Raw genomic sequence first — 23323 nt, 5'->3', positions numbered from 1 at the left:
AGGTCCTTTCCCAGGAGGGACTTCTGCCGACCAAGGCTTGACGCAGCCGGCCGGGCGGTCAACCGACGGAAGTCCTGAACCCCCCTGAGCCGGACATTCCACCCCAGGAGCACGACCGGAAACTTTGACCACAAGGACCAATAGCGCCGGCACCGACAGTGACCACAACGCCGGACATCCGGACGGTGAATCATCCACGTGGTGCTGCCCGCACCGCCTGGCAGCCACCTAGCCTGATTCACATGGGGCGAGGGAAAACGCGAAAACAGGCGGAGTCGGAAATTTATGGCGGAGCCATTGCCATTGTCGTGTTGTGGATCGCCAGCCCGCTCGGCGCCATTTTCTTCCCGGTCATTGCCGTTGCCTCCGGGCTGCTCGCCGGGTTCAGCCTCTGCACCATGCCGACCTGGTGCTGCGCCGAACGAAGCAGGGGCGGCCCCTGCCAGGGCAAGACTCGCGGTGTTTTCGCGGCCTGTGATGAGCCTTCTCACGTCGACGGAAAAGGGGCTCTGCTCCGGACGCGAGCCTACTGGCTCGGTCTGGCACGCGGAGATTACAGCGGAAGCCGCGGTGCGAGGGCCGTCTACCTGGCGGGGGCCGCCATCCTGTCAGGTCTCGTCGCGCTGATCATCATCCTCCTACAGTGACCTCAGGCCAGGGCGTCGTCGATGGCCTTCGTGATCCGCTTCAGCGACACCGGGTGCGCGGTCCCCAGCGTCTGGGCGAAGAACGAAACCCGCAGCTCCTCGATCATCCACCGCACCTCGTCCAACGCCGGCGACGACGTCCCCGGTGGCAGCGAAGCCAGCGCGTCGGAGTACTCGCCGGTGATCCACGCGATGTCCGCCGTCCGCTGCAGGTCGCGGGTCGGCTCCGACGCCAGCTTCTCCAGCCGGCGGGAGATCCCCTGCAGGTACCGAACCACGTTGCGCAGCCGCGAAGCACCCGTCGCCGTCACGAAACCCGGGTACACCAGGCCCGAAAGCTGGGCCCGGATGTCGGACAGCGACTCCGCCGGGCCGCGCGTGCCCGGCAGGGCCACCTCGACGTCGTTCGCCGCGCGGAGGATCTTCTCGACGTCCGCCAGCACGTCCAGCACCACCGGGTGCAGGCCCGCCCGGACCTTCTCCAGCAGCACCTTGAAGCCGGTCTCGTCGAACACCGGGCCGCCGCCGCCCGTCATCAGGGCGTCCACCGCGCAGTCGACGCAGTCCTCGAGCAGTGCCGCCACGCTGCCGTGCGGGTTGCGGTTCAGCACCAGCTTCGACGAGTTCGACAGCGACCGCGTGATGAACTTCATCGGCGAGTTCAGGTTCAGCCGCAGCATCCGGCGCGTGCCCGCCCACATCGCGTGCCGCTGCTGGCCCGGCGTGTCCAGCAGCCGCACCGCCACCGACGCGCCTTCGTCCACGAGCGCCGGATACGCCTTGACGTCGTGGCCGCGCTGCGTCGACTCGAACACCTGCGGCAACGAGCCGAACGACGGCTTCGTCAGCCCGGCCTTCTCGAGGGTGTTGGCCGCCTTCGAGATCGTCTCCCGGACCTTCGGTGCCAGCTTCCGTTGCAACGCCTCGATGTCCTTGCCCTCGGCCACCTTCTTGCCGCGCTCGTCGACCACCCGGAACGTCATCTTCAGGTGGTCCGGCACCGACGACAGGTCCCAGTCCGCGTACGGCACCGTGATGCCCCGCAGCGCACGCAGCTCGCGGCCGAGCACCTCCAGCAGCGGACCGTCCGAAGGGGACACTCGCGAAAGGACGTACTTCGCGGTGTCCGGCGCCGGGACGAAGTTGCGGCGCAAGGCCTTCGACAGCGACTTGATCAGCTGCGTCGCGAGCTCTTCACGCAGCCCCGGCACCTGCCAGTCGAACCCGTCCGGCGTCACCTGGTTCAGCACCGGCAGCGGGACGTGCACGGTGACGCCGTCCGCGTCCGCACCCGGCTCGAACTGGTAGGTCAGCTTGAAGACCTGCGTGCCCTGCGTCCACGAGTCGGGGTAGTCGCCCTCGCGGACGCCGCCCGCGGTCTCGTTGATGAGCATGGACTTCTCGAACGAAAGCAGGTCCGGCTGCTCGTGGCGCGTCTTCTTCCACCACGTGTCGAAGTGGCGCACCGAGACGACGTCGGCCGGGACGCGGGCGTCGTAGAACTCGTACAGCGTCTGGTCGTCGACCAGGATGTCGCGGCGCCGCGCCCGGTTCTCGAGGTCCTCGACCTCCTCCAGCAGCGCGCGGTTCTCGGCGAAGAAGTGGTGGCGCGTCTGCCAGTCGCCTTCGACCAGCGCGTGCCGGATGAACAGCGCCCGCGACAGCTCCGGGTCGATCCGCCCGTAGTTGACGCGGCGGTCGGCGATCAGCGGGACGCCGTAGAGCGTCACCTTCTCGGTCGCCATCACCGCGCCCTGCTTGCGTTCCCAGTGCGGCTCGGAGTAGTTCCGCTTCACGACGTGCCCCGCGAGCGGCTCGACCCATTCCGGCTCGATCCGGGCGTTCACCCGCGCCCACAGCCGCGACGTCTCGACCAGCTCGGCCGACATCACGAACCGCGGCTGCTTCTTGAACAACGCCGACCCCGGGAAGATGCCGAAGCGGGCGCCGCGCGCGCCCAGGTAGTCGCCCTTCGCCGGGTCCTTGAGCCCGATGTGCGAGAGCAGCCCGGCGATCAGCGACGTGTGCACGCGCTGCGGGTCGACCGGGGCCGTGTTCGTGTTGAGCGAGATGCCGAGCGGTTTCGCGAGCTGCCGCAGCTGGCTGAAGATGTCCTGCCACTCGCGCAGGCGCAGGTAGTTCAGGTACTCGGTGCGGCACATGCGCCGGAACTGGTTGCCGGACAGCGCCTTCTGCTGCTCGGCGACGTACTCCCAGAGGTTGAGGTAGGCGAGGAAGTCCGACGTCGGGTCGGCGAACCGCGCGTGCTGCTGGTCGGCCGCCTGCTGCTTCTCCGCCGGCCGCTCCCGCGGGTCCTGGATGGACAGTGCCGCCGCGATGATCATGACCTCGCGGACGCAGCCGTTCTTGGCCGCCTCGAGCACCATCCGGCCCATCCGCGGGTCGACCGGCAGCTGCGCGAGCTTGCGGCCGATGTCGGTGAGCCGCCGGTCGCTGTTCCCGGCGGCCGCGCTGTCGAACGCGCCCAGTTCCTGCAGCAGCCCGACGCCGTCGGTGACCTGGCGGCGGTCCGGCGGCTCGACGAACGGGAACGCCGCGATGTCGCCCAGCCCCAGCGACGTCATCTGCAGGATGACCGAGGCCAGGTTGGTCCGCAGGATCTCCGGGTCGGTGAACTCGGGCCGCGCCTCGAAGTCCTCTTCGGAGTAGAGCCGGATGCAGATGCCGTCCGACGTCCGGCCGCAGCGGCCCTTGCGCTGGTTCGCCGACGCCTGCGACACCGGCTCGATCGGCAGCCGCTGCACCTTCGTGCGGTGGCTGTAGCGCGAGATCCGCGCCGTGCCCGGGTCGACGACGTACTTGATGCCCGGCACGGTCAGCGACGTCTCGGCGACGTTGGTCGCGAGCACCACCCGGCGCCCGGTGTGCTGCTGGAACACGCGGTGCTGGTCGGCCGCCGAGAGCCGCGCGTAGAGCGGCAGGACCTCGGTGTTGCGGAGGTTCGCGCGGTTGAGCACGTCCGCGGTGTCGCGGATCTCGCGCTCGCCGGAGAGGAACACCAGGACGTCGCCGGGTCCCTCGGCGCACAGCTCCTCGACGGCGTCGAGGATGCCCTGCGTCTGGTCGCGCTCGTCGTCGCCTTCGGGATCGTCGGGGTCGACCAGCGGCCGGTAGCGCACCTCGACCGGGTACGTCCGGCCGGAGACCTCGACGATCGGCGCGTCGTCGAAGTGCTTCGAGAACCGCTCTGGGTCGATCGTCGCCGAGGTGATGATCACCTTGAGGTCGGGGCGGCGCGGCAGCAGCTGCTTGAGGTAGCCGAGGATGAAGTCGATGTTGAGGCTGCGCTCGTGGGCCTCGTCGATGATCAGCGTGTCGTACTGGCGCAGCGCGCGGTCGGTCTGGATCTCGGCCAGCAGGATGCCGTCGGTCATCAGCTTGACCAGCGTGTCCTGCCCGGACTGGTCGGTGAACCGCACCTTGTAGCCGACGGCGTCGCCGAGCTCGGTCTTCAGCTCGCTCGCGATCCGGTCGGCGACCGTGCGGGCGGCCAGCCGCCGCGGCTGCGTGTGGCCGATCTGGCCGCGGATCCCGCGGCCGAGCTCGAGGCAGATCTTGGGCAGCTGGGTGGTCTTGCCCGAGCCGGTCTCCCCCGCGACGATCACGACCTGGTGCTTGTCGATGGCCGCGCCGATCTCGTCCTTGAGCTTGCTGACCGGCAGCTCTTCGGGGTACTCGATCTTGGGCACGCTTTCGCGGCGCGACGCGATGCGCAGCTCGGCCTTGTCGATGTCGGCGGCGATCTGCGCGAGGGCGGCGTCGCGATCACGGGCTTTGCGGGCGCCGTCGAGCCGCCGGCGCAGCCGGTGCTCGTCGCGCGGCATCAGCTCGGGCAGGCGCGCACGCAGCGCTTCGAAGGGGGGTGGCGTGGACATTCTTGGTCCGAGGATAGCCGTGCGTGACGACGCGGGCCTCCCAATATCCCCGCCGCGTGACCGGGCCCACCCGGCCAGCGCCCCAATGTGGCGTTGGTTGCGTCCCACGCACCCAATGTGGCGTTCGGTGCGTCCCACGCACCCAACGCCACATTGGGGCGCTCTGGACCTGCGTCAGCCCTGCTGGCCGGGCTGCTGCGGGTACTGCTGCTGCGGGGCCCGGGCCGGGTACTGCTGCTGGCCCGGGAACTGCCCACCCGGCGCCGGCGGCTGCTGGGCGAACTGCTGCTGCGGCTGCGGCGCCGACTTCGCGCGCCCGATCAGCAGCGCGACGGCGATCAGCACGAGGCCGACGATGCCCAGCACGATGCCGAACGTCGGCTGCATGTCGTCGGCCCACGAGATCAGGATGAAATCGCGACCGAGCTGCTTGAGGATGAGCGAGCCGAAGCCGAGAAAGGCGAAGAGCGCGCCGATACGCATGGTGATGGCGGACATGGAAAACCCCCAATGGGAAAGGAAAGTCGGCGCCGACCGTCCCCGAACGGCCCGCGATGGGCTCCGAACGGTAACCATCGGCCTCGCGACTGTCCCCGCTTTTCCCGTTTCGTTACTTCACGTCCGCTGGAGCGAGTCCGGGCCCAGGTCGGCGAGGGTGCGGTGGCCGGAAAGTCCCATGGTCAGGTCGAAGTCGGCCAACAAGCTCCGCAGCACGTGGCGGACGCCGTCCTCGCCCGCGTGCGCCAGCCCGTACACCCACGGCCGGCCCACCAGCACCGCCCGCGCGCCCAGCGCGATCGCCTTCAGCACGTCCGCGCCGGTGCGGACGCCCGAGTCGAACAGCACCTCCAGGCGGTCGCCCACCGCCGCGACGATGCCCGGCAGTGCCTCCAGCGCCCCGATCGCGCCGTCGACCTGGCGGCCGCCGTGGTTCGACACGACGATGCCGTCCATTCCGGCCTCGGCCGCGCGGCGCGCGTCGGCGACGTGCTGGATCCCTTTGAGCACGATCGGGCCGTCCCAGTGCTCGCGCAGGAACGGCAGCTGGTCCCACGTCCGGTCGGTGCCGGTGATCATGCCGATCCAGGTCAGGATCGCGGTGCCGCGGTCCTCCTCCGGCGTCTTCTCCAGCCGGGACCGGAACACCGGGTCGGTGAACGGGACGGCAAGCCCCTCGCCCTGCAGGAACGGCAGGTAGGACTGGTCCAGATCGGACGGTCGCCAGGCCAGTGTCCACGTGTCGAGCGTGACGACCAGCGCCGTGTAGCCGGCCGCCTTCGCCCGGGCCAGCAGGCTCGCGCAGACGTCCGCGTCGCCCGGCCAGTACAGCTGGAACCAGCGCGGGCCGTCGCCGTTGGCCTCGGCGACGTCCTCGATGCCGGTGGACGACGCCGTCGACAGGATGAACGGGAGCCCGGTCGAGGCGGCGGCGCGGGCGGTCGCGGACTCGGCGTCGGGGTGGACGATCGACTGGACGCCGACGGGCGCGACGGCCACCGGCGCGGCCAGCCGGGTGCCGAGCACGGTGGTCGAGAGGTCGCGGTCGGTGGCGCCGGTCAGCATCCGGGGCACGACGCGCCAGCGGTCGAACGCCTCGCGGTTGGCGCGGGCGGTCGCGCCGGAGCCGGCCGAGCCCGCGACGTAGGAGAACGGGCCGGGCGCCATGACCTCGCGGGCCGACGCTTCGAGCTTGGTCGCGTCGGTCGAGCACGGCGGCAGCTGACCACCGAGTCCCTGCAGGTAGAGCTCGTTCTGGTAGCTGCCGAAGCGTTCGGTCACGTCTGCCTCCTCGCGTTCGAAGGCGCACTGTACTCGCCGGTAACGGCTCAGGCCGGGGCACGCCGCATCGGCTGCATCGGCGGCCCGCCGGGCGGGCGGAACGCGGGCCCGTGGTCGCGGAACCCGAGCCGCCGGTAGAGCCGCGTGCTGTCCGGCGAGCCGGCCTTCAGGTAGGTGGGCACGCCCTCGGCGTCGGCCCGGTCGAGGCCGTGGCGCAGCAGCCGCCCGCCGATGCCCCGGCCCTGGTGCCCGGGCCGGACGCCGACGAACTGCGCGTGCCACAGCGGCCCGGGCGGTTCGAGGCCGGCCATCAGGCCCAGCAGGACGCCGAGCCGGTCCGCCTCCGCCCGGTCGAGCCCGACGACCGGCTCGTCGTCGCCCTCGCTCGCGGGCAGCCAGATGACGGCCGCCGTGAGGTCGGCGGTCACGTCGACGTGCCCGGTCGCGAATCCCGCCCCGAGGAGCGCGCCGAAGAAGGCGGGGTGCGAGACGGCGCGGCGGCGCTCGGCGTCCGGGAACACCCAGCGGCTCACCGGGTCGTCCTGGAACGCCTCGACCAGGATCCCGGCCACCGCGTCCACTTCGGACGGATCCGCGGCCCGGACCTCGCTCATCGCGCTTCCAGGGCGGGCTCGTCCGCTTCTTCCCGCAGCGGGCCGCCGATGCCCGCGTAGACGTCCGGGCGCCGGGTGCGCAGCGCCTCGGCCCGCAGGAAGCCGGCGAGACCGGCGAGCACCAGCAGCCCCGGCAGGCCCCAGCGCAGCAGCGGGAGCGCGCCCGCCGGGCCGAGCAGGACGTCGAAGTGGACGATGATCAGCACCAGGATCGCGGTCAGCGTCACCGCCGCGAGCACGGGCGCGCCGAGGCGCCGCCACCACGTCTCCCGGCCGGGGCGGCGGCGGAAGAACCCGACGACCGACAGCGAAACCGCGATCATGATGATCGTGACACCCGTCGAAGCGGTGACGCCGGTCCAGGTGAACAGGTCGGTGAACGGGTCGCGGCCGGCCAGCGCGAAGACCGCGACGACGGCGATCCCGATCACCGTCTGGACCAGCGAACCGCCGATCGGCGCGCCGGTGCGCTTGCTGGTGCGGCTGAAGCCCTCCGGCAGCAGCCCTTCCCGCCCCAGCGCGAAGAAGTACCGCGCGACGGCGTTGTGGAGGCTCAGCAGCGCGGCGCCCTGGCTGGTCAGGAAGAGCACGTACGCCGTGCCCGCGAACGCCGAGCCGACGTACTGCGCGCCGAGCCCGAACAGCAGGCCCGGCCCCTCGGCGCCGGCCCGCTCGACGATGTGGTCCGGCCCGGTCGCGACCGCCATCCCGAGCGAGGAGGCGATGTACAGCACCGCGGTCAGGCCGATCGCGACGAACGTCGCGCGGCCCACCGTCCGGCGGGGGTCGCGGCACTCCTCGCCGTACGTCGCCGCCCCCTCGAACCCGAGGAAAACCGCGATGGAGAAAGCGAAAACCGCCCCGACGCCCGCCGTGAACAGGCTCGACGGCGCGAGCGGGACCAGCGAGACGCCGCCCCCGGCCGGGTGACTGAACATCCCGATGTCGAGGACCACGAGCACCGCGACCTCGAGGCCGAGCGCGACGCCGAGGACCTTCGCGTCGAGGTCGATCCGCAGCACGCCGCCGGCGCCGACGACGAGCACCGTCAGCAGCGCGATCGGCCACCACGGCAGGGCGGCACCGAACGTCGTGTTCAGCCAGGTGGACACGGAAAGGCCGAACAGGCCGAAGACCCCGGTCTGGATGGAGCTGTAGGCGAGCACCGTCACGTAGGCGACGGCGGTGCCCGCGGACCGCCCGATCCCGTGCGCCACCGAGGGGTAGAAGGCGCCGGCGTTCGTGATGTACCGGCTCATCGCGGCGTACCCGACGCCGAACAGCGCGAGCACCGGGGCCAGCAGGACGAACGACAGCGGCACGCCGATACTGCCGGTCACCGCGTAGGTCGCCGAGACCCCGCCGGCGATCGCGTACAGCGGACCGGCCGCCGCGACGACGAAGAAGACGATCCGGGCGGCGCCGAGCCGCTTCCGGCCGAGGCCGTGCCCCGGTGACTGGGTACCCATGAACCTTCCCCCGCGCCGTAGGTGATCTTGGCGGCGGCGCCCCAGAGTAGGGGTCCGCCCCCGGAGGGCGGTACGTCCGTTCGGGGTAAACCGTGATGGCACCGAAAGCGCGGCGAGGCCGGGCCGCTATCTTCGGCATCCGCAACCGAGACCGCCCGGGGGGGCCTTTTTCCGTCATGCGCCGGCTCACCTTGGTCGATTCCTTCTTCTTCCTCGGGCACGACGAGTTCACCGGCCGCCCGTCGCTCAGCCGGACGTCGCTGGGCATCGGTCTCGCGGGCGCGGCCTTGTGCGACCTGCTCTTCACCGACCGGATCACGGTCGAGAACCGGAAGGTCCGCCCGATCGCCGCGCGGCCACCGGGTATTCCGACCGCCGATCGCGTGTTTTCCGAAATCGTCTCGGAAACGGGGACGCACAGCGTGCGCGACTGGGTCGACCACCTGCGCGGGGAACTGCCGTCGGTCGCCGCCGACAACCTCGTCGCGCTCGGGCTCGTCCGGCGGACCCCCGACCGGGTGCTCCTGAGGCGCCGGCACCGCTACCCGCCGGCGGACCTGCTCGTGTCGACGGCGGCGCGCAGCAAGGCGCGGGCCGCCGTGTTCGGCGTCGAGCGGCCCGACCCGCACGCGGCGTGCCTGGCACTGCTGGCCTGGACGGCGGGCGTGGACGACCTGTGCGAACCGGAGCTCGGCCGGGCGCAGGTGCGGGCCTGGATGGCCGACACCCACCACGCCCTGCCCCGGCGGATCTCCGACGTGATCAGCGGCGTCGCGGCGGTGGCGGCGGCCGTCGTCTACACCGGCGACCGGAAGTGACCGGCGGGTAACCTGGGCGCGTCCACCGTCGACGTCCCCAGGAGGAGACATGCGCGCGTACGACGTGGTCCTGTTCGGCGCCACCGGGTTCACCGGCGGCCTGACGGCCGAGTACCTGGCCCGCCACGCGCCCGCGGACCTGCGCTGGGCGCTGGCCGGCCGCAACCGCGCCAAGCTCGAAGCCGTCCGGGCGCGGCTCGCCGGGATCGACGACCGGTTCGCTTCGCTCGACCTGCTCGTCGCCGACTCCGGGGACCCGGCGTCGCTGCGAGCCGTCGCGGAGGCCACGAAGGTGGTGATCACGACGGTCGGCCCGTACCTGACGCAGGGCGAGCCGCTGGTGGCGGCGTGCGCCGAGGCGGGCACCGACTACGTCGACCTCACCGGCGAACCCGAGTTCGTCGACCGGATGTACCTCGCGCACGACCGGCGGGCGCGCGAGACGGGCGCGCGGCTGGTGCACGCCTGCGGGTTCGACTCGATCCCGCACGACCTCGGCGCGTACTTCACGGTCAAGCAGCTGCCGGAAGGCGTGCCGCTGAAGATCGACGGCTACGTCCGGGCCAGCGGGATGCCCTCGGGCGGGACGTTCCTCAGCGCGCTGACCATCATGTCCCGGCTCCCGGCCGGGGCCCGGGTCGCTCGCGAGCGGGCGGCGGCCGAGCCGCGCCCGGCCGGGCGGTTCGCCCGCGCGCCGCTGGGCCGCCCGCACCGGGTCGCCGGCCCGGGCTGGTGGGCGGTGCCGCTGCCGACGATCGACCCCGAGATCGTCCGCCGGTCGGCGGCCGCGTCCGAGCGCTACGGGCCGGACTTCACCTACCGGCACTTCGCCGCGGTCAAGCACCTGCCGGTGCTGGCGGCCGGCGTGGCCGGGGCGGGCGCACTGCTCGCGGCGGCGCAGGTCCCGCCCGCGCGGCGCGGGCTTTCCCGCCTGCTCGCCCCCGGCGACGGCCCGAGCCCCGAACGCCGGGCCCGGTCGTGGTTCTCGGTGCGGTTCCTCGGCGAAGGCGGCGGTTCGCGGGTCGTCACCGAGGTGTCCGGCGGCGATCCCGGCTACGACGAAACGGCGAAGATGCTCGCGGAGTCGGCGTTGTGCCTGGCGAAGGACGACCTCCCGGAGACGTCCGGCCAGGTGACCACGGCGACCGCGATGGGCGACGCGCTGATCGACCGGCTCACCAAGGCGGGCCTGCGCTTCGCCACCCTCTGACCCCGCCCGCCGCGGTCGTGAGTGAGAAACAGTGTTCTAACACTGTTTCTCACTCACGACCGATGTCGTAGTCCGCCTCGTCGAACGAACCCACCCGCGCCCGCAGCCGCCCGGTCGAAAACGGCCAGCTGAAACTGTTGCGCCCGTTCACGTCCGTGTAGTAGCTGGAACACCCGCCCGACTGGTACACCGTCCCCGGCAGCGCGGCCTGGACCTCCGCGTTGAACGCCGCCTGCGCCTGCGGCCGCACCGACACCGACGTCCATCCCGAGCGCAGGGTCCGGGTCACCGCCGCCACCGTGTGGCGCAGCTGGGCCTCCAGGATCGTGAACGCCGACGAGTGCCCGGTCCCCAGGCTCGGCCCCAGCAGCAGGTACAGGTTCGGGAACCCGGCCACTGTCGTGCCCGCGTACGCCTGTGGGCTGCCCTTCCAGTGGTCGTCGAGGCTGCGGCCGTCACGGTCGAAGACCCGCGAAGACACCGGCATGTCGAGGATGTGGAAGCCCGTGCCGAAGATGATCGCGTCCACTTCGGACACCGAGCCGTCCGCGCCGACGACCCGGCGCCCGTCGAGGGAACGCACCGCCGTCGGGTGGACGTCCACGTGGGACCGGGTGAGCGACGGGTAGTACGCGTTGGACATCAGGAGCCGCTTGCAGCCGAGCGTGTAGTCCGGCGTCAACGCGCGGCGCAGCGCCGGATCCCGCACGGCCAGCCGGAGGTGCGCGAGCCCGATCTTCTGCACCTGCCGCAGCAGCCACGGGTGCCGGAACCCGAAGCCGAGCGCCTCCATCGCCCCGTACTCGGCCCCGCGCACCGCCCGCTGCAGCGCCGGGAACCGCCGCAGCAGGAACCGCTCGGCGCCCGGCACGGGGTGGTCCGGCTTCGGCAGCACCCACTGCGCCGTGCGCTGGAACAGGTGCAGCCGCCCGACCCGCGGCACGATCCGGGGAACGAACTGCACCGCCGACGCGCCGGTGCCGATCACCGCGACCCGCTTGCCCGTCAGGTCGTAGTCGTGGTTCCAGCGCGCGGAGTGGAAGACCTCGCCCGGGAAGCCGGCGAGACCCGGCAGGTCCGGGATCAGCGGCTCGTGCCACGGACCGGTGCCCGCGACCAGGATCCGCGCGGTGTACGGACCCCGGGACGTCTCCAGCTCCCACCGGGAACCGTTCCACTGCGCCCGCGTCACCTCGACGCCGTAGCGGATCTTGTCCGTGACGCCGAACCGCGCCGCGGTGTCCGCCAGGTACGCCCGGATCTCGGCCTGCCCGGCGAACGCCCGCGTCCACCCGGGGTTGGGCGCGAACGAGTACGAGTACAGCGCGGACGGGACGTCGCAGGCGCAGCCCGGGTAGGTGTTGTCGCGCCAGGTCCCGCCGAGCGCGCCGGCCTTCTCCAGCACGGCGAGGTCGCCGACGCCGGCCTGGCCCAGCCGGATGGCCGCACCCAGCCCCGACGCCCCGGCACCGACGACGAGGACCGCGAAGTGGCGTTGCTCCATTTTCGGAGACTAGCAGTATCTCAATACCATCGGTACCCCGATTCCGGGCCTCGCTAGAGTGGGCCCATGGCCCGACTCACCCGCGCGGAAAGCCAGGCGCGCACCCGCGAGCAGCTGATCGAGACCGCCAAGCTGCTCTTCCTGCGCGACGGCTACTCCCTGACCTCGCTGGAGAAGGTCGCGGACGAGGCCGGGTACTCGAAGGGCGCGGTGTACTCGAACTTCCGCAACAAGGACGAGCTCTGCCTCGCGGTGCTCGACCGGATCCACGACGAGCAGGTCGCGCTGGTCGCCGGGGCACTGGTCGGCGCCGACGGCGTGGACGGGCTGCTCGCCGCGTTCCAGACCTGGGCCGAGCGCAGCATCGGCGACGAAGCGTGGACCGCCCTGGAGGTCGAGTTCGCCACGAACGCCCGGCGCAACCCGCACGTGCGCGCCGAGCTGGCCGCGCGGGACAAGGCGATCCGCGACACGATCGCCGGCCTGCTCGGCGGGTACGCCGAGCGGTTCGGCATCACGCTCCCGATGTCGGCCGACGACGCCGCGACGGCGTTGCTCAGCCTCGGCATCGGCCTCGGCGTCCAGCGGGCGATCGACCCGACGATCCCGGTCACCGTCCTGCCGGACGTCATCCGCCTGTTCGCCGGGATCCGCTGAACCCGCGAAATCGTCTGCTTTCCCTTCCCGGATTTACCTAATTGCCGATTCCGAGTCCACTGAGGACGGAAACGCGCTGTTCAGGAACGTGAACATCTTCCGCCTCTTGTGAAGCACCTCACCCTTCGCTACCGTGGCGCTACGCCGCAGCACCACCCGAAGCCCCGAAGGCGACGTCCGAAAGGCCGCCGAATTCCGGGCCTCGTGCGCTATGCCCGAAAAAAGCCGTGCTCCCCACGGCCGACCCCGCGGAAAGGGTTTTCCCCATGAGCAAGAAGTTGCGGCCGGTCCTCATCGGCGCGCTCGGCGCGGCCTCCGTCGCCGCCCTCGTGATCACCACCCCCGCGCTCTCCACGGCAGCACCCGCCCCCCTGGCCGCGACCAGCGCGTCCGCCCTCGCCGTCGGCGACCTCTCCGCCCCGGCGAAGAAGGAGATCGCGATGAAGCTGGTCTCCAGCGCGGAAAACTCCTCGCTGGACTGGAAGGCGCAGTACAAGTACATCGAGGACATCGGTGACGGCCGCGGCTACACCGCCGGCATCATCGGGTTCTGCTCCGGCACCGGAGACATGCTCGAGCTCGTCGAGGCGTACACGAACTCGGTCCCGAACAACCCGCTCGCGAAGTACCTCCCCGCGCTGCGCAAGGTGAACGGCACCGATTCGCACAGCGGGCTCGGCTCGGCGTTCGAGAGCGCGTGGAAGCAGGCCGCGGCGACGACCGAGTTCCAGACCGCGCAGAACAACGAACGCGACCGCGTGTACTTCAACCCCGCGGTGAGCCAGGGCAAGTCGGACGGCCTGAGCAACCTCGGCCAGTTCGCCTACTACGACGCCATCGTCATGCACGGTCCCGGCGACAGCTCCGACAGCTTCGGCGGCATCCGCAAGGCCGCGATGCAGAAGGCGAAGACGCCGGCCCAGGGCGGCAACGAGACGACCTACCTCAAGGCGTTCTTCGACGCCCGCAAGGTCATCATGAAGCAGGAGGAGGCGCACGCCGACACCTCCCGCGTCGACACCGAGCAGCTGGTGTTCCTCAACGCGGGCAACTTCGACCTGCACACCCCGCTGAAGTGGAAGGTCTACGGGGACTCCTACACCATCAACTGATGACGCAGCAGGTGGTGGCCGTCGTCGCGGACGAAGCGCCGGCGGCCACTGCCGTCCTGACGGCCTGGGAAGGCACCGGGAACGACCGGATCCGCGTGCTCGGCCCGGTTCCCGCGCGGATCGGACGCGACGGCGTCGGCCGGGCCAGTGAGTCGACCTCGCACACCCCCGCCGGCACGTGGCCACTGACCGAAGCATTCGGCACCGAGCCGGCGGAAACCCGGCTGCCGTACCGCCTGGTCACCACGGCCGACTGGTGGGTTTCCGACGTCGCTTCCCCTTGGTACAACACGCATTTCTCCGGCGCTCCCGGCACCTGCCCGTTCGATGAGGCCGCCGGCGAGAACCTCGGCGCGGCGGGACCGGCCTACGCCCACGCCGTCGTCATCGACTACAACCGCGATCCCGTGGTCCCGGGCGCCGGCTCGGCGTTCTTCCTGCACGTCACCGACGGCCGGCCGACCGCGGGCTGCGTCGCGATCCCGAAGCCCGACCTCGAAGTCCTGCTGCGCTGGCTCGATCCGGCGAAGCACCCCGTCCTCGAGATCAGCGGCTGAGCAGCGCCTCCGCCGTGCGGGTGTTGATGATCCGCTCCGGCCCGATCCCCGCCTTGATCGCGCGCTCGCAGCCGTAGCCCTGCCAGTCGAGCTGGCCCGGCGCGTGCGCGTCGCTGTCGACGGCGAACTCGCAGCCGATCTCCGCGGCCAGGCGCAGCAGCTTCATCGGCGGGTCGAGCCGTTCCGGGCGCGAGTTGATCTCCACCGCGACACCGTTCTCGCGGCACGCGGTGAACACCGCCTCGGCGTCGAACTCCGACTGCGGACGGCCCTTCCCGACGACCAGCCGTCCGGTGCAGTGCCCCAGCACCCGGACGTGCGGGTTGCGGACCGCGGCGAGCATCCGCCGGGTCATGTCGCGGGCCGGCATCCGCAGCTTCGAGTGCACGCTCGCGACGACGAAGTCCAGCTCCCCAGCAGGTCTTCTTCCTGGTCGAGCGAACCGTCGTCGAGGATGTCGACCTCGATGCCCTGCAGGAGCCGAAACGGCGCCATCAGCTCGTTGGCCTTGGCGACGATCTGCATCTGCGTCCGCAGCCGGTCCGGCGAGAGCCCGTTCGCGACGGTCAGCCGCGGCGAGTGGTCGGTCAGCACCATCCACTCGTGCCCCAGGTCCCGCCCGGCGACGGCCATCTCGCCGATCGGGCTGCCGCCGTCCGACCAGTCGGAGTGCGTGTGGCAGTCACCGCGCAACGCCGACCGCAGCGGCTCGCCGTCCGGCAGCTGCTTCTCGACGATCTTCTCCCGGTACGCCGGGTCCCGCCCGGCCAGCGCGTCCTCGATGACGCCGGCGGTGGCCTTCCCGATGCCGGGCAGTGACGTGAGCGTGCCGTTCCCGGCCATCTGCGCCAGCTGCTCGGCGCCGGTCTTGTCGACGGTCGCGGCCGCGTTCCTGAACGCGCGGACGCGGTAGCTCGGCTCTCCCGCGCGTTCGAGCTGGAACGCGATCTCCCGCAAGGCCCATGCCGGATCCATGCGACCTGTCTACCCCCTCCGGGGCAGTTCGTGCAGCTCGACGTCCGTCAGCGCGCCGCCTTCGACGACAGCGGTCTGGTAGGTGCAGAACGGCTGGCGGCGGCGGTCGGTCGGCGACCCCGGGTTGAGCAGCCGCAGGCCCGCCGGAGTCGTCGTGTCCCACGGGATGTGGCTGTGCCCGAAGACCAGCACGTCGGTGTCCGGGAACTGCGCGTCGCACCGCTGCTCGCGGCCCTGCTTGGCGCCGGTTTCGTGGATCACGGCCAGGCGCACGCCGCCGAGGTCCGCCCGGGCGATCTCCGGCAGCCGCGCCCGCAGGTCCGCGCCGTCGTTGTTGCCGTGGACGCCGATCAGCCGCTTGCTGCGGGCTGCCAGCTCGTCCAGCAGGCCGGCCTCCACCCAGTCGCCGGCGTGCACGACGACGTCCGCCGCCGCCACCTCGTCCCACACCTGCTCCGGCAGCGCGCGGGCGCGGGCCGGCAGGTGGGTGTCCGAGATGAGCAGCAGCCTCATCCGATGGCCTTGAGGACCCGCTCCAGGAACCCGCCGATGTGGTCGCGCAGCAGCGCGGCCGCACCCTCGGCGTCCCCCTTCTTCGCCGCCGCGAGCACCGCCTTGTGCTCGTTCCACTCCTTCTTCCAGCTGGGGTTGGCTTCCCAGCCGACGACGCTGATGAGCGCCGCGCGATCCTTGAGGTCGTCCAGGATCGATACCAGCAGGGGGTTGCCGCAGCCGCGGTAGAGGGCGCGGTGGAACCGGCGGTTCAGCAGGCTCAGCGCGACCTGGTCCTTGTCCGCGATGGCCGTCGACGCCTCCTTGAGCGCCTCCGCCGCGTCGTCGAGCAACGCGGTGTCGCGCTGCTCGACGGTCCGCCGGACGGCTTCCGGCTCCAGGACCATCCGCACGTCGTAGACGGACTTCGCGAGCTCGGCGTCGACCGTGACCACCGACGCGCCCTTGTACGGGCTGAACGTCACCAGGCCCGAGTTGGAGAGCACCTTGAGCGCCTCGCGCACCGGGGTCTTCGACACGCCGAGCCGCGCGGCCAGCTCCGCCTCGACGAGCGGCTGGCCGGGGACCAGTTCCCGGGTGAGGATGCCGCGGCGGATCTCCTCCAGGACCACCTCGGTCCGGGAGGCTGGCAGGCTGAACGTCCCGGTCATGATGCGCTCCTCGCTCGTGTCGGAACCCATTCAACCAGGCCCGCGAGATCATATATCAGATGCCATACTGGATCGTATGAAAGCACCCGAGGAGCTCCGCAGCCACCGCTGGTTCGGCGGCGACGAGCTGCGCACCTTCAGCCACCGCGCCCGCAGCCGCCAGCTCGGCTACAACCCGGAAGAGCACCTCGGCAAGCCGGTCATCGGCATCCTCAACACCTGGTCGGACATCAACCCCTGTCACATGCACCTGCGCGAACGCGCCGAGCAGGTCAAGCGCGGCGTCTGGCAGGCCGGCGGCTTCCCGCTGGAGTTCCCGGTGGCGACACTGTCCGAGACGTACCAGAAGCCGACGCCGATGCTCTACCGCAACCTCCTCGCCATGGAGACCGAGGAGATCCTGCGGTCCTACCCGATCGACGGCGCCGTCCTGATGGGCGGCTGCGACAAGACCACGCCGGCGCTGCTGATGGGCGCGGCGAGCGCCGGGCTGCCCGCGATCTTCGTCCCCGCCGGGCCGATGCTGCGCGGGCACTGGCGCAACGAGGTCCTCGGCAGCGGCACCGACATGTGGAAGTACTGGGACGACAAGCGCGCGGGGCTGATCGGCGACGCCGAGATGTCCGAACTGGAGCGCGGCCTCGCCCGCTCACCCGGGCACTGCATGACGATGGGGACGGCGTCGACGATGACCTCGGCCGCCGAGGTGCTCGGCATGACCCTGCCGGGCGCGGCGTCGATCCCGGCCGTCGACTCGGCCCACCACCGGATGGCCGCGGCGAGCGGCGCGCGGATCGTCGGCATGGTCTGGGAGGACCTGACGATCACGCAGGTCTTGGACAAGCGGGCCTATTCGGACGCGATCACCACCGTGCTGGCGCTGGGTGGGTCGACCAACGCCGTGATCCACCTGATCGCGATGGCCGGGCGCAGCGGGATCCCGGTTTCGCTGGCGGACTTCGACGCGCTCGCGCGGCGCGTGCCGGTGCTGGCGAACATCCGCCCGGGCGGCGACTGGCTGATGGAGGACTTCTACTACGCGGGCGGGCTGCCCGGGCTGCTGTCGCGGCTGACCGACCTGCTGCACACCGAGCGGCCCACCGTCACCGGCCGCACCCTCGGCGAGAACCTCGAAACCGCGGCGGTGCACGACGACGACGTCATCCGGCCGCGGGACAACCCGGTGGCCGCCGAGGGCGGGGTCGCCGTGCTGCACGGCAACCTGGCGCCCTCGGGCGCGGTGATCAAGCACATCGCCGCCGAACCGCGCCTGCTCACCCACACCGGGCCGGCCGTGGTGTTCGAGGACTACCCGGACCTCAAGAAACGGATCGACGACCCGTCGATCACCGCGGACTCGGTGCTGGTGCTGCGCGGCTCCGGCCCGCTCGGCGGCCCGGGCATGCCCGAGTACGGGATGCTGCCGATCCCGGCGCACCTGCTCGAGCAGGGCGTCCGCGACATGGTCCGGATCTCCGACGCGCGGATGAGCGGCACGAGCTACGGCGCGTGCGTGCTGCACGTGGCCCCGGAGTCGCACGTCGGCGGACCGCTGGCCCTGGTCCGCGACGGCGACCTGATCACCCTCGACGTTCCTTCCCGGACGTTGCGCCTGGACGTGTCCGATGAGGAGCTGGCGCGGCGCCGTGCTTCGTGGGTGGCGCCGCCGCCGCGGTTCGAGCGCGGTTACGGCGCGCTCTACAGCGAACACATCACGCAGGCGGACGAGGGCTGCGACTTCGATTTCCTGGCCCGCGCGGGCACGAACCCCGAACCCGACGCCCGCTGAGGGACCAAGCGCCCCAAGGTGGCCTTCGGTGCGTTCAGCGCACCCAAGGCGGCCTTCGGTGCGTTGAACGCAACCAAGGCCACCTTGGGGCGCGAACCCCGAGCCCGGCGCACGTTGGGTTGTCCCGGTTGATCGTTCCGTGACCGGTTCATCCCCCGTTAGGGCGAGTCGTACGGCTTGTCCGGGTGCCCCGTACGCTGGCGTCGTCACCGGCGCGCTCCGGTGCCGCGTTGAAGGGGTGGAGAGTTGCCGTACGAACCGCGCTGGCCCGAGTCACACGGTGAGCAGACGGACGTCCTGCCGGTCGTCCGGCCCGAACCGGAGCCGGATCCCTCGCCGGTCAAGAAGCTCGCGCAGCGGATCAACCTGCGCAAGACCGGCTTGATCGCCGGTGGCGTCTTCGCCGTGCTCGTCGCGGTCTACGGCATCGACATCCTGGTCAGCCAGGGCAGCGTCCCGCGCGGCGTGACCGTCGCCGGGGTCGACGTCGGCGGTATGGACCGCCAGGCCGCCGAGCAGGAGCTGCGCGGGCAGATCGAGCCGCGGCTGACGCGCCCCCTCGCCGTGACCGCGGGCGACGTCCAGGGCTCCCTGTCGCCGACCGTCGCCGGGCTGAAGCTCGACTGGCCGCAGACCCTCGACCAGGCCGGCGAGCAGCCGCTGAACCCGTTCACCCGGCTCGCGTCGCTGTTCTCCAGCCGCGAGGTCGGCGTGGTCAGCCACGCCGACGACGCGAAGCTCGCCGCCGCCCTCGACAGCCTCCGCGGGCAGGTCGACCGCGAGCCCGCCGAAGGCACCGTGAAGTTCGAAGGCACCAACCCGGTCGCCGTCGCGCCGAAGCCCGGGCAGAAGCTCGACGTCGAGGCCGCGAAGGCCGCCGTCGTCGAGCAGTGGGCGCGCGGGGAGACCCTCTCCCTGCCGGTCACCAGCACCCCGGTCCGCACCACCCCCGAAGGCGTCCTGGCCGCGCTCGAGCAGTTCGCGCGCCCCGCCGTCTCGGGCCCGCTGGTGGTCAAGGGCGACGGCAAGAACGCCACCGTGAAACCGGACGCGATCGCCGCGGCGCTGAGCTTCGAGCCCGCCGACGGCGGCGGGCTGACGCCGAAGATCGACAACGGCAAGATCGCCGAAGCCGCCGGCCCGCAGCTGAAGTCCACCGAGAAGGAGGGCAAGGAGGCGACCATCGTCTTCGAGGGCGGCAAGCCGTCGGTCGACCCGTCCACCGACGGCCGGACCATCGACTGGGACCCGAGCCTCAAGCCGCTGCCCGACGTCCTCAAGAAGACCGACGGCCGCGAGGTGGCCGCGGTCTACAAGGACAGCCCGGCGAAGGTGACCACCGAGCAGGCGAACCAGCTGGGCGTCAAGGAGGTCGTCGGCGAGTTCACCACCGGCGGCTTCGCGGCCGACTCCGGCACCAACATCCGCGTCGTCGCGCAGAAGGTGAACGGCGCCATCGTCAAGCCCGGGGAAACCTTCAGCCTCAACGGGTTCACCGGCCCGCGCGGCAAGCCGCAGGGCTACGTCGAGGCGGGCGTCATCGAGAACGGCGCCCCGGCGCGCGAAGTCGGCGGCGGCATCTCGCAGTTCGCGACGACGCTGTACAACGCGTCGTACTTCGCGGGCATGAAGGACGCGGGACACAAGGAGCACAGCTATTACATCAGCCGCTACCCCGCCGCGCGCGAGGCGACGGTGTTCCAGAACCCCAACGGCGCCAGCGTCATCGACATCAAATTCACGAACGACTCGCCGTCCGGCATCGCGATCCAGACGATCTGGACGCCGTCGTCGATCACCGTGAAGCTGTGGGGCACCAAGCGCTACACCGTCGAGTCGATCCCGGGCGGCCGCTCGAACCCGACCGACCCGCCGACCAAGCCGGGCCCGGCGGAGAACTGCCACGCGTCCAACGGCGCGCCGGGGTTCACCACCAGCGACACCCGGGTGCTCAAGGACGTCGCGTCCGGCCGCGAGGTCAGCCGCTCGACCCGCAACGTCCGCTACAACCCGCAGCCGAAGATCACGTGCGGCGAAGGTCAATGACCTCCTAACGGCCGTTCACGCAACGCGTCCGCGGAGGTACCGTGGGTATCCATGGCGGTGCGCGCGGCAGGGTTCCGGGACGTCCTCGCGGTGGCCGAATTCCGGGCGCTGTTCTCCGCCCAGCTCGTCTCGGTCACCGGTGACCAGCTGGCCAGGGTCGCACTGTCGATCCTGGTGTACGACCGGACGAACTCGCCCGGCTGGGCGGCGCTGACGTACGCGCTGACGTTCCTGCCGGACCTCGTGGGCGGGCCGCTGCTGTCCGGGCTCGCCGACCGGCACCCGCCGCGCGCGGTGATGGTCCTGTCCGACGTCCTGCGCGCGCTGGCGGTCGCCGTGATGGCCTGGCCGGGACTCCCGCTGCCTGCGGTCGCGGCGCTGCTGATCGGCGTCCAGCTGGTCAATCCGATGTGGAACTCCGCGCGCGCGGCGCTGCTGCCGCAGGTCCTGCCGGGTGAGAGTTTCGTGCCCGGGATGGGCCTGCTGATGATGCTCGTGCAGGCGGGCCAGGTCGCCGGGTTCGCCCTCGGCGGGCTGCTCGTCGCGGCCGTCGGCACCGGCGGCGCCCTCCTCGCGGACGCGGCCAGCTTCGCGGCGTCGGCGCTGTTCCTGGTCGCCGGGGTCCGGTCCCGGCCGCCGCGGGAGTCTTCGGGCGTCCGCTGGTGGCGGCACGTGCGGGCGGGCTGGACGGTGGTGACCGGCGACCGGCGCCGGCTCGCGCTGGTCGCGCTGGGGTGCGTGTCGGGGACCTACATCGCGGGCGAGGCGATCGCGGCGCCGTACGCGGCCGAACTGGGCGGCGGCGCGGTGGTGGTCGGGCTGCTGCTCGGGGCGTACGCGCTCGGCAACGTGCTCGGGATGGCGGCGTTGTCGCGGGTTCCGCCCGATCGGCGGGGCCGGCTGCTCGGGCCGTTGGCGGTGCTGGCGTGCGCGGCGTTGCTGGGGTGCGCACTGCGGCCGGCTCTCGGGGCCACCCTGGCGCTGCTGACGCTGTCCGGAGTGGCCAGTTCGTACAATCTCATCGCCAACACGACGTTCGTCCAGCTGACCCCGGACGCCCAGCGCGCGCAGGCGTTCGGCTTCGCGCTCACGGCGTTGCGGGTGTCGCAGGGGCTGGGCGTGGTGCTGGCCGGCGTCGCGGCCGAACGGGTGGCGCCGCACGCCGTCGTCGCCGGAGCCGGGGCGATCGGTGTCGTGGCCGCCCTCGGCGCGGCGACGTTGTGGCGGCGTGCGCAACCGGAACCCCGGTGACCGGCGAGGAAAGTGCCGGTCACCGGGCACCGGTCAGGACCGCGTCCAGTCGGTGGGGCACTGCGGCAGCGGTGACGAGAGGCCGGGACGGGTCCAGTCGGTCGGCAACCGGCGGACGGTCCAGTCGGTGGGCAGTTCGCGCGCGGTCCAGTCGGTCGGGAGCTGCCGCGGGGTCCAGTCCGTCGGGATCGACCGGGTCCAGTCGGTGGGGAGCTGGCGGGTCCAGTCGGTCGGCCGCTGCGCGCGACGCCGGGACGGGACGAGGTTGGCGTTGGGCAGGAAGTGCGACATGATTTCTCCTGTTCGTGAGGGATCTTGCACGGTGCGTGACCGGACGGTAGCCCGACCAGCCTAGTGACACACCGCGTTCATTCGATTACAGTGACGATTTCTGCGAAGAGTTCCGTCCTGAGCAGAAGGGCGTTTCGTGGGATTGTCCGGGTCCCAAGGGCGAAAGCCCAGCTCAGAACGTCCACGATCGGGTATCCGTGCGTGGGCGATGTGGAAGCTGGCCACTCCGGTGCTCGGCTACGTCCTCGTCGTCGACGCGCTGGCCTTGGTCGCGGTCGTCGCCACGGCCGCGCTCGTGCCGGTCACCACCCAGTCGCTGCTTTGGTGCGGCCTCATCCTGGCCGGCGAGATCGTGCACCTCGAAGCGGCGCAACGCATCGAGCGGATCCGCGAGCTCGCCGCCGACGGCCGGCCGCACATGCACCTGCAGTCGATCTGGATCTTCGCCGGCCTCCTCCTGCTGCCGCCGCCGTTGGCCACGCTGGTGATCGCGGTCAGCTACGCCCATTCGTGGGTCCGTGTCTACAAGCGACGCGGCGTGGTGCACCGGAAGGTGTTCTCCGCCGCGACCGTGATCCTGGCGTGCACCGCGGCCGGCTTCGTGCTGTCCGCCGGCACCGGGCACGTGGCGCCGTACGTGCCGTACCTGGACGGGTTCGGCGGGATGACCGAGCTGCTGCTGTCCGGGATCGTCTACTTCGGACTCAACTACGTGCTGGTGATCCTCGCGATCGTGATGAGCAATCCGGGCAAGCCGCCGCGGCAGGCGTTCGGCAACCCGTCGGACGTGCTGATCGTGCTGGCCGCGGTCGGCGTCGGCTGCGGGATCGCGCTGGTGATGACGGTCCGGCCGTGGCTGCTGCCGGTGCTCATGGTGACGCCGGTGGCGCTGCACATCGGCCTGCTGCTGCCGCAGTTCCAGGCCGCCGCGCGCACGGACTCCAAGACCGCGCTGCTCGCCCCGGAGTTCTGGGTCCAGCTGGCGCGCAACGAACTGGCCCGCGCCGCCGAGCTGTCGTCGACCGCGGGCGTGCTGATGATCGACCTCGACCACTTCAAGGCCATCGACGACGGCAACGGCCACCTGGCGGGCGACGAGGTCCTGCGCGCGATCGCGGCGGCGATCCAGGGGTGCGTGCGCAGCGGCGACTACGTCGGCCGCTTCGGCGGCGACGAGTTCGTGGTGCTGCTCCCGGGCGCGACGAGCGCGGAGATCGTGTCCATCGCGGACCGCATCCGCGCGGCGATCGCCCGGATCGAGGTGCCGGTCCCGGTGATCCGCCCGGGCAAGCCCGAGGTGATCGACGGCCTGACGGCGTCCATCGGTGCGGCGGTGTACCCGGAAACGGCGACGGAGTACACGATCCTGCTGCAGGCCGCGGACGACGCGGTGTTCGCGGCGAAGGCGGCCGGCCGTGACCGGGTCGTGCTGGCGGGCACCCGCACCGAGCTTTCCCGCCCGGAAATCCCCGACGTCCTCTGACCGCCCGAAGCGCCCCAATGTGGCGTTGGTTGCGTCCCACGCACCCAATGTGGCGTTCGGTG

The 23323-nt window shown here is 71.5% G+C and carries 19 protein-coding genes and 1 pseudogene; 10 read left to right on the top strand and 10 right to left on the bottom strand.

Annotated elements, in window-relative coordinates; all coding sequences use genetic code 11:
* The first annotated feature begins 242 nt into the window (after positions 1 to 242).
* Positions 243 to 647 carry a hypothetical protein gene (locus QRX60_RS24140; RefSeq protein WP_286003047.1) on the top strand — a complete coding sequence of 135 codons (405 nt, stop codon included), beginning with the start codon at positions 243 to 245 and terminating at the stop codon, positions 645 to 647.
* Positions 648 to 649: 2 nt separating this feature from the next.
* Here QRX60_RS24140 and hrpA read toward each other — a convergent pair whose 3' ends face one another.
* The 5 genes from hrpA to QRX60_RS24115 form a co-directional block, all read right to left on the bottom strand.
* Positions 650 to 4543, bottom strand: a complete 3894-nt coding sequence (hrpA, locus tag QRX60_RS24135) for an ATP-dependent RNA helicase HrpA (RefSeq protein ID WP_286003046.1) — start codon at positions 4541 to 4543, stop codon at positions 650 to 652.
* 174 nt (positions 4544 to 4717) lie between these two features.
* Positions 4718 to 5041, bottom strand: a complete 324-nt coding sequence (locus QRX60_RS24130; RefSeq protein ID WP_286003045.1) for a hypothetical protein — start codon at positions 5039 to 5041, stop codon at positions 4718 to 4720.
* Between the two features lie 117 nt (positions 5042 to 5158).
* Positions 5159 to 6322, bottom strand: a complete 1164-nt coding sequence (locus QRX60_RS24125) for a lactate 2-monooxygenase (protein ID WP_286003044.1) — start codon at positions 6320 to 6322, stop codon at positions 5159 to 5161.
* Positions 6323 to 6369: 47 nt separating this feature from the next.
* Positions 6370 to 6936 (bottom strand): GNAT family N-acetyltransferase, encoded by a 567-nt coding sequence (locus QRX60_RS24120; protein ID WP_286003043.1) that lies wholly within the window; start codon positions 6934 to 6936, stop codon positions 6370 to 6372.
* Positions 6933 to 8405 carry an APC family permease gene (locus QRX60_RS24115; RefSeq protein ID WP_286003042.1) on the bottom strand — a complete coding sequence of 491 codons (1473 nt, stop codon included), beginning with the start codon at positions 8403 to 8405 and terminating at the stop codon, positions 6933 to 6935. Before QRX60_RS24115 ends, QRX60_RS24120 begins: the two co-directional genes overlap by 4 nt.
* A 176-nt stretch (positions 8406 to 8581) precedes the next feature.
* Here QRX60_RS24115 and QRX60_RS24110 point away from each other — a divergent pair, with 176 nt between their 5' ends.
* Positions 8582 to 9223, top strand: a complete 642-nt coding sequence (locus QRX60_RS24110) for a GOLPH3/VPS74 family protein (RefSeq protein ID WP_286003041.1) — start codon at positions 8582 to 8584, stop codon at positions 9221 to 9223.
* A 49-nt stretch (positions 9224 to 9272) separates the two neighbouring features.
* Positions 9273 to 10433 (top strand): saccharopine dehydrogenase family protein, encoded by a 1161-nt coding sequence (locus tag QRX60_RS24105; protein ID WP_286003040.1) that lies wholly within the window; start codon positions 9273 to 9275, stop codon positions 10431 to 10433.
* Between the two features lie 49 nt (positions 10434 to 10482).
* On the opposite strand, the gene QRX60_RS24100 is transcribed toward QRX60_RS24105, so the two are convergent.
* Positions 10483 to 11937: a flavin-containing monooxygenase gene (locus QRX60_RS24100; RefSeq protein ID WP_286003039.1), complete on the bottom strand. Its 1455-nt coding sequence runs from the start codon at positions 11935 to 11937 to the stop codon at positions 10483 to 10485.
* Between the two features lie 66 nt (positions 11938 to 12003).
* Here QRX60_RS24100 and QRX60_RS24095 point away from each other — a divergent pair, with 66 nt between their 5' ends.
* The 3 genes from QRX60_RS24095 to QRX60_RS24085 all read left to right on the top strand — a co-directional run bounded on the left by QRX60_RS24095 (position 12004) and on the right by QRX60_RS24085 (position 14263).
* On the top strand, positions 12004 to 12594 hold the full coding sequence (locus QRX60_RS24095) for a TetR/AcrR family transcriptional regulator (RefSeq protein ID WP_286003038.1): 591 nt from the start codon (positions 12004 to 12006) through the stop codon (positions 12592 to 12594).
* A 266-nt stretch (positions 12595 to 12860) separates the two neighbouring features.
* Positions 12861 to 13706: a chitosanase gene (locus tag QRX60_RS24090; protein ID WP_286003037.1), complete on the top strand. Its 846-nt coding sequence runs from the start codon at positions 12861 to 12863 to the stop codon at positions 13704 to 13706.
* The gene (locus QRX60_RS24085; protein ID WP_286003036.1) at positions 13706 to 14263 is read left to right on the top strand and encodes a L,D-transpeptidase family protein; all 558 of its coding nucleotides are present in this window, start codon (positions 13706 to 13708) and stop codon (positions 14261 to 14263) included. Before QRX60_RS24090 ends, QRX60_RS24085 begins: the two co-directional genes overlap by 1 nt.
* On the opposite strand, the pseudogene QRX60_RS24080 reads toward QRX60_RS24085, so the two are convergent.
* The 3 genes and pseudogenes from QRX60_RS24080 to QRX60_RS24070 all read right to left on the bottom strand — a co-directional run bounded on the left by QRX60_RS24080 (position 14253) and on the right by QRX60_RS24070 (position 16401).
* Positions 14253 to 15238: pseudogene (locus tag QRX60_RS24080) on the bottom strand (PHP domain-containing protein). The gene QRX60_RS24085 and the pseudogene QRX60_RS24080 sit on opposite strands and share 11 nt — an antisense overlap.
* A gap of 9 nt (positions 15239 to 15247) precedes the next feature.
* The gene (locus tag QRX60_RS24075) at positions 15248 to 15751 is read right to left on the bottom strand and encodes a metallophosphoesterase family protein (RefSeq protein ID WP_286003035.1); all 504 of its coding nucleotides are present in this window, start codon (positions 15749 to 15751) and stop codon (positions 15248 to 15250) included.
* Positions 15748 to 16401, bottom strand: coding sequence for a GntR family transcriptional regulator (locus QRX60_RS24070; protein WP_286003034.1), 654 nt, complete (start codon positions 16399 to 16401; stop codon positions 15748 to 15750). The genes QRX60_RS24075 and QRX60_RS24070 overlap by 4 nt, the downstream gene beginning before the upstream one ends.
* A gap of 76 nt (positions 16402 to 16477) precedes the next feature.
* On the opposite strand from QRX60_RS24070, the gene araD reads away from it, so the two are divergent.
* From araD to QRX60_RS24055, 3 genes are all read left to right on the top strand, one after another.
* Positions 16478 to 18190 carry an L-arabinonate dehydratase gene (gene araD, locus QRX60_RS24065; protein WP_286003033.1) on the top strand — a complete coding sequence of 571 codons (1713 nt, stop codon included), beginning with the start codon at positions 16478 to 16480 and terminating at the stop codon, positions 18188 to 18190.
* A gap of 246 nt (positions 18191 to 18436) precedes the next feature.
* A complete protein-coding gene (locus QRX60_RS24060; RefSeq protein ID WP_286003032.1) occupies positions 18437 to 20236 on the top strand; it encodes a VanW family protein in 1800 nt (599 codons plus the stop codon).
* 51 nt (positions 20237 to 20287) lie between these two features.
* Positions 20288 to 21487, top strand: coding sequence for an MFS transporter (locus tag QRX60_RS24055; RefSeq protein ID WP_286003031.1), 1200 nt, complete (start codon positions 20288 to 20290; stop codon positions 21485 to 21487).
* A 33-nt stretch (positions 21488 to 21520) separates the two neighbouring features.
* On the opposite strand, the gene QRX60_RS24050 is transcribed toward QRX60_RS24055, so the two are convergent.
* On the bottom strand, positions 21521 to 21778 hold the full coding sequence (locus QRX60_RS24050; protein ID WP_286003030.1) for a hypothetical protein: 258 nt from the start codon (positions 21776 to 21778) through the stop codon (positions 21521 to 21523).
* A 208-nt stretch (positions 21779 to 21986) separates the two neighbouring features.
* Between QRX60_RS24050 and QRX60_RS24045 the strand changes: the two genes are divergently transcribed.
* The gene (locus QRX60_RS24045) at positions 21987 to 23261 is read left to right on the top strand and encodes a GGDEF domain-containing protein (protein ID WP_286003029.1); all 1275 of its coding nucleotides are present in this window, start codon (positions 21987 to 21989) and stop codon (positions 23259 to 23261) included.
* Positions 23262 to 23323 lie beyond the last annotated feature (62 nt).

The sequence above is a fragment of the Amycolatopsis mongoliensis genome (assembly GCF_030285665.1).
GTDB classification, from domain to species: Bacteria; Actinomycetota; Actinomycetes; order Mycobacteriales; family Pseudonocardiaceae; genus Amycolatopsis; species Amycolatopsis mongoliensis.
This window is presented reverse-complemented; position numbering and strand designations above follow the sequence as displayed.

Excerpts from the sequence above, each read along its gene's own strand:
- QRX60_RS24140 (WP_286003047.1), top strand. The coding sequence starts at position 243 with ATGGGGCGAGGGAAAACGCGAAAACAGGCGGAGTCGGAAATTTATGGC.
- hrpA (WP_286003046.1), bottom strand. The coding sequence starts at position 4,543 with ATGTCCACGCCACCCCCCTTCGAAGCGCTGCGTGCGCGCCTGCCCGAG.
- QRX60_RS24130 (WP_286003045.1), bottom strand. The coding sequence starts at position 5,041 with ATGTCCGCCATCACCATGCGTATCGGCGCGCTCTTCGCCTTTCTCGGC.
- QRX60_RS24120 (WP_286003043.1), bottom strand. The coding sequence starts at position 6,936 with ATGAGCGAGGTCCGGGCCGCGGATCCGTCCGAAGTGGACGCGGTGGCC.
- QRX60_RS24115 (WP_286003042.1), bottom strand. The coding sequence starts at position 8,405 with ATGGGTACCCAGTCACCGGGGCACGGCCTCGGCCGGAAGCGGCTCGGC.
- QRX60_RS24110 (WP_286003041.1), top strand. The coding sequence starts at position 8,582 with ATGCGCCGGCTCACCTTGGTCGATTCCTTCTTCTTCCTCGGGCACGAC.
- QRX60_RS24105 (WP_286003040.1), top strand. The coding sequence starts at position 9,273 with ATGCGCGCGTACGACGTGGTCCTGTTCGGCGCCACCGGGTTCACCGGC.
- QRX60_RS24100 (WP_286003039.1), bottom strand. The coding sequence starts at position 11,937 with ATGGAGCAACGCCACTTCGCGGTCCTCGTCGTCGGTGCCGGGGCGTCG.
- QRX60_RS24095 (WP_286003038.1), top strand. The coding sequence starts at position 12,004 with ATGGCCCGACTCACCCGCGCGGAAAGCCAGGCGCGCACCCGCGAGCAG.
- QRX60_RS24090 (WP_286003037.1), top strand. The coding sequence starts at position 12,861 with ATGAGCAAGAAGTTGCGGCCGGTCCTCATCGGCGCGCTCGGCGCGGCC.
- QRX60_RS24085 (WP_286003036.1), top strand. The coding sequence starts at position 13,706 with ATGACGCAGCAGGTGGTGGCCGTCGTCGCGGACGAAGCGCCGGCGGCC.
- QRX60_RS24075 (WP_286003035.1), bottom strand. The coding sequence starts at position 15,751 with ATGAGGCTGCTGCTCATCTCGGACACCCACCTGCCGGCCCGCGCCCGC.
- QRX60_RS24070 (WP_286003034.1), bottom strand. The coding sequence starts at position 16,401 with ATGACCGGGACGTTCAGCCTGCCAGCCTCCCGGACCGAGGTGGTCCTG.
- araD (WP_286003033.1), top strand. The coding sequence starts at position 16,478 with ATGAAAGCACCCGAGGAGCTCCGCAGCCACCGCTGGTTCGGCGGCGAC.
- QRX60_RS24055 (WP_286003031.1), top strand. The coding sequence starts at position 20,288 with ATGGCGGTGCGCGCGGCAGGGTTCCGGGACGTCCTCGCGGTGGCCGAA.
- QRX60_RS24050 (WP_286003030.1), bottom strand. The coding sequence starts at position 21,778 with ATGTCGCACTTCCTGCCCAACGCCAACCTCGTCCCGTCCCGGCGTCGC.
- QRX60_RS24045 (WP_286003029.1), top strand. The coding sequence starts at position 21,987 with ATGTGGAAGCTGGCCACTCCGGTGCTCGGCTACGTCCTCGTCGTCGAC.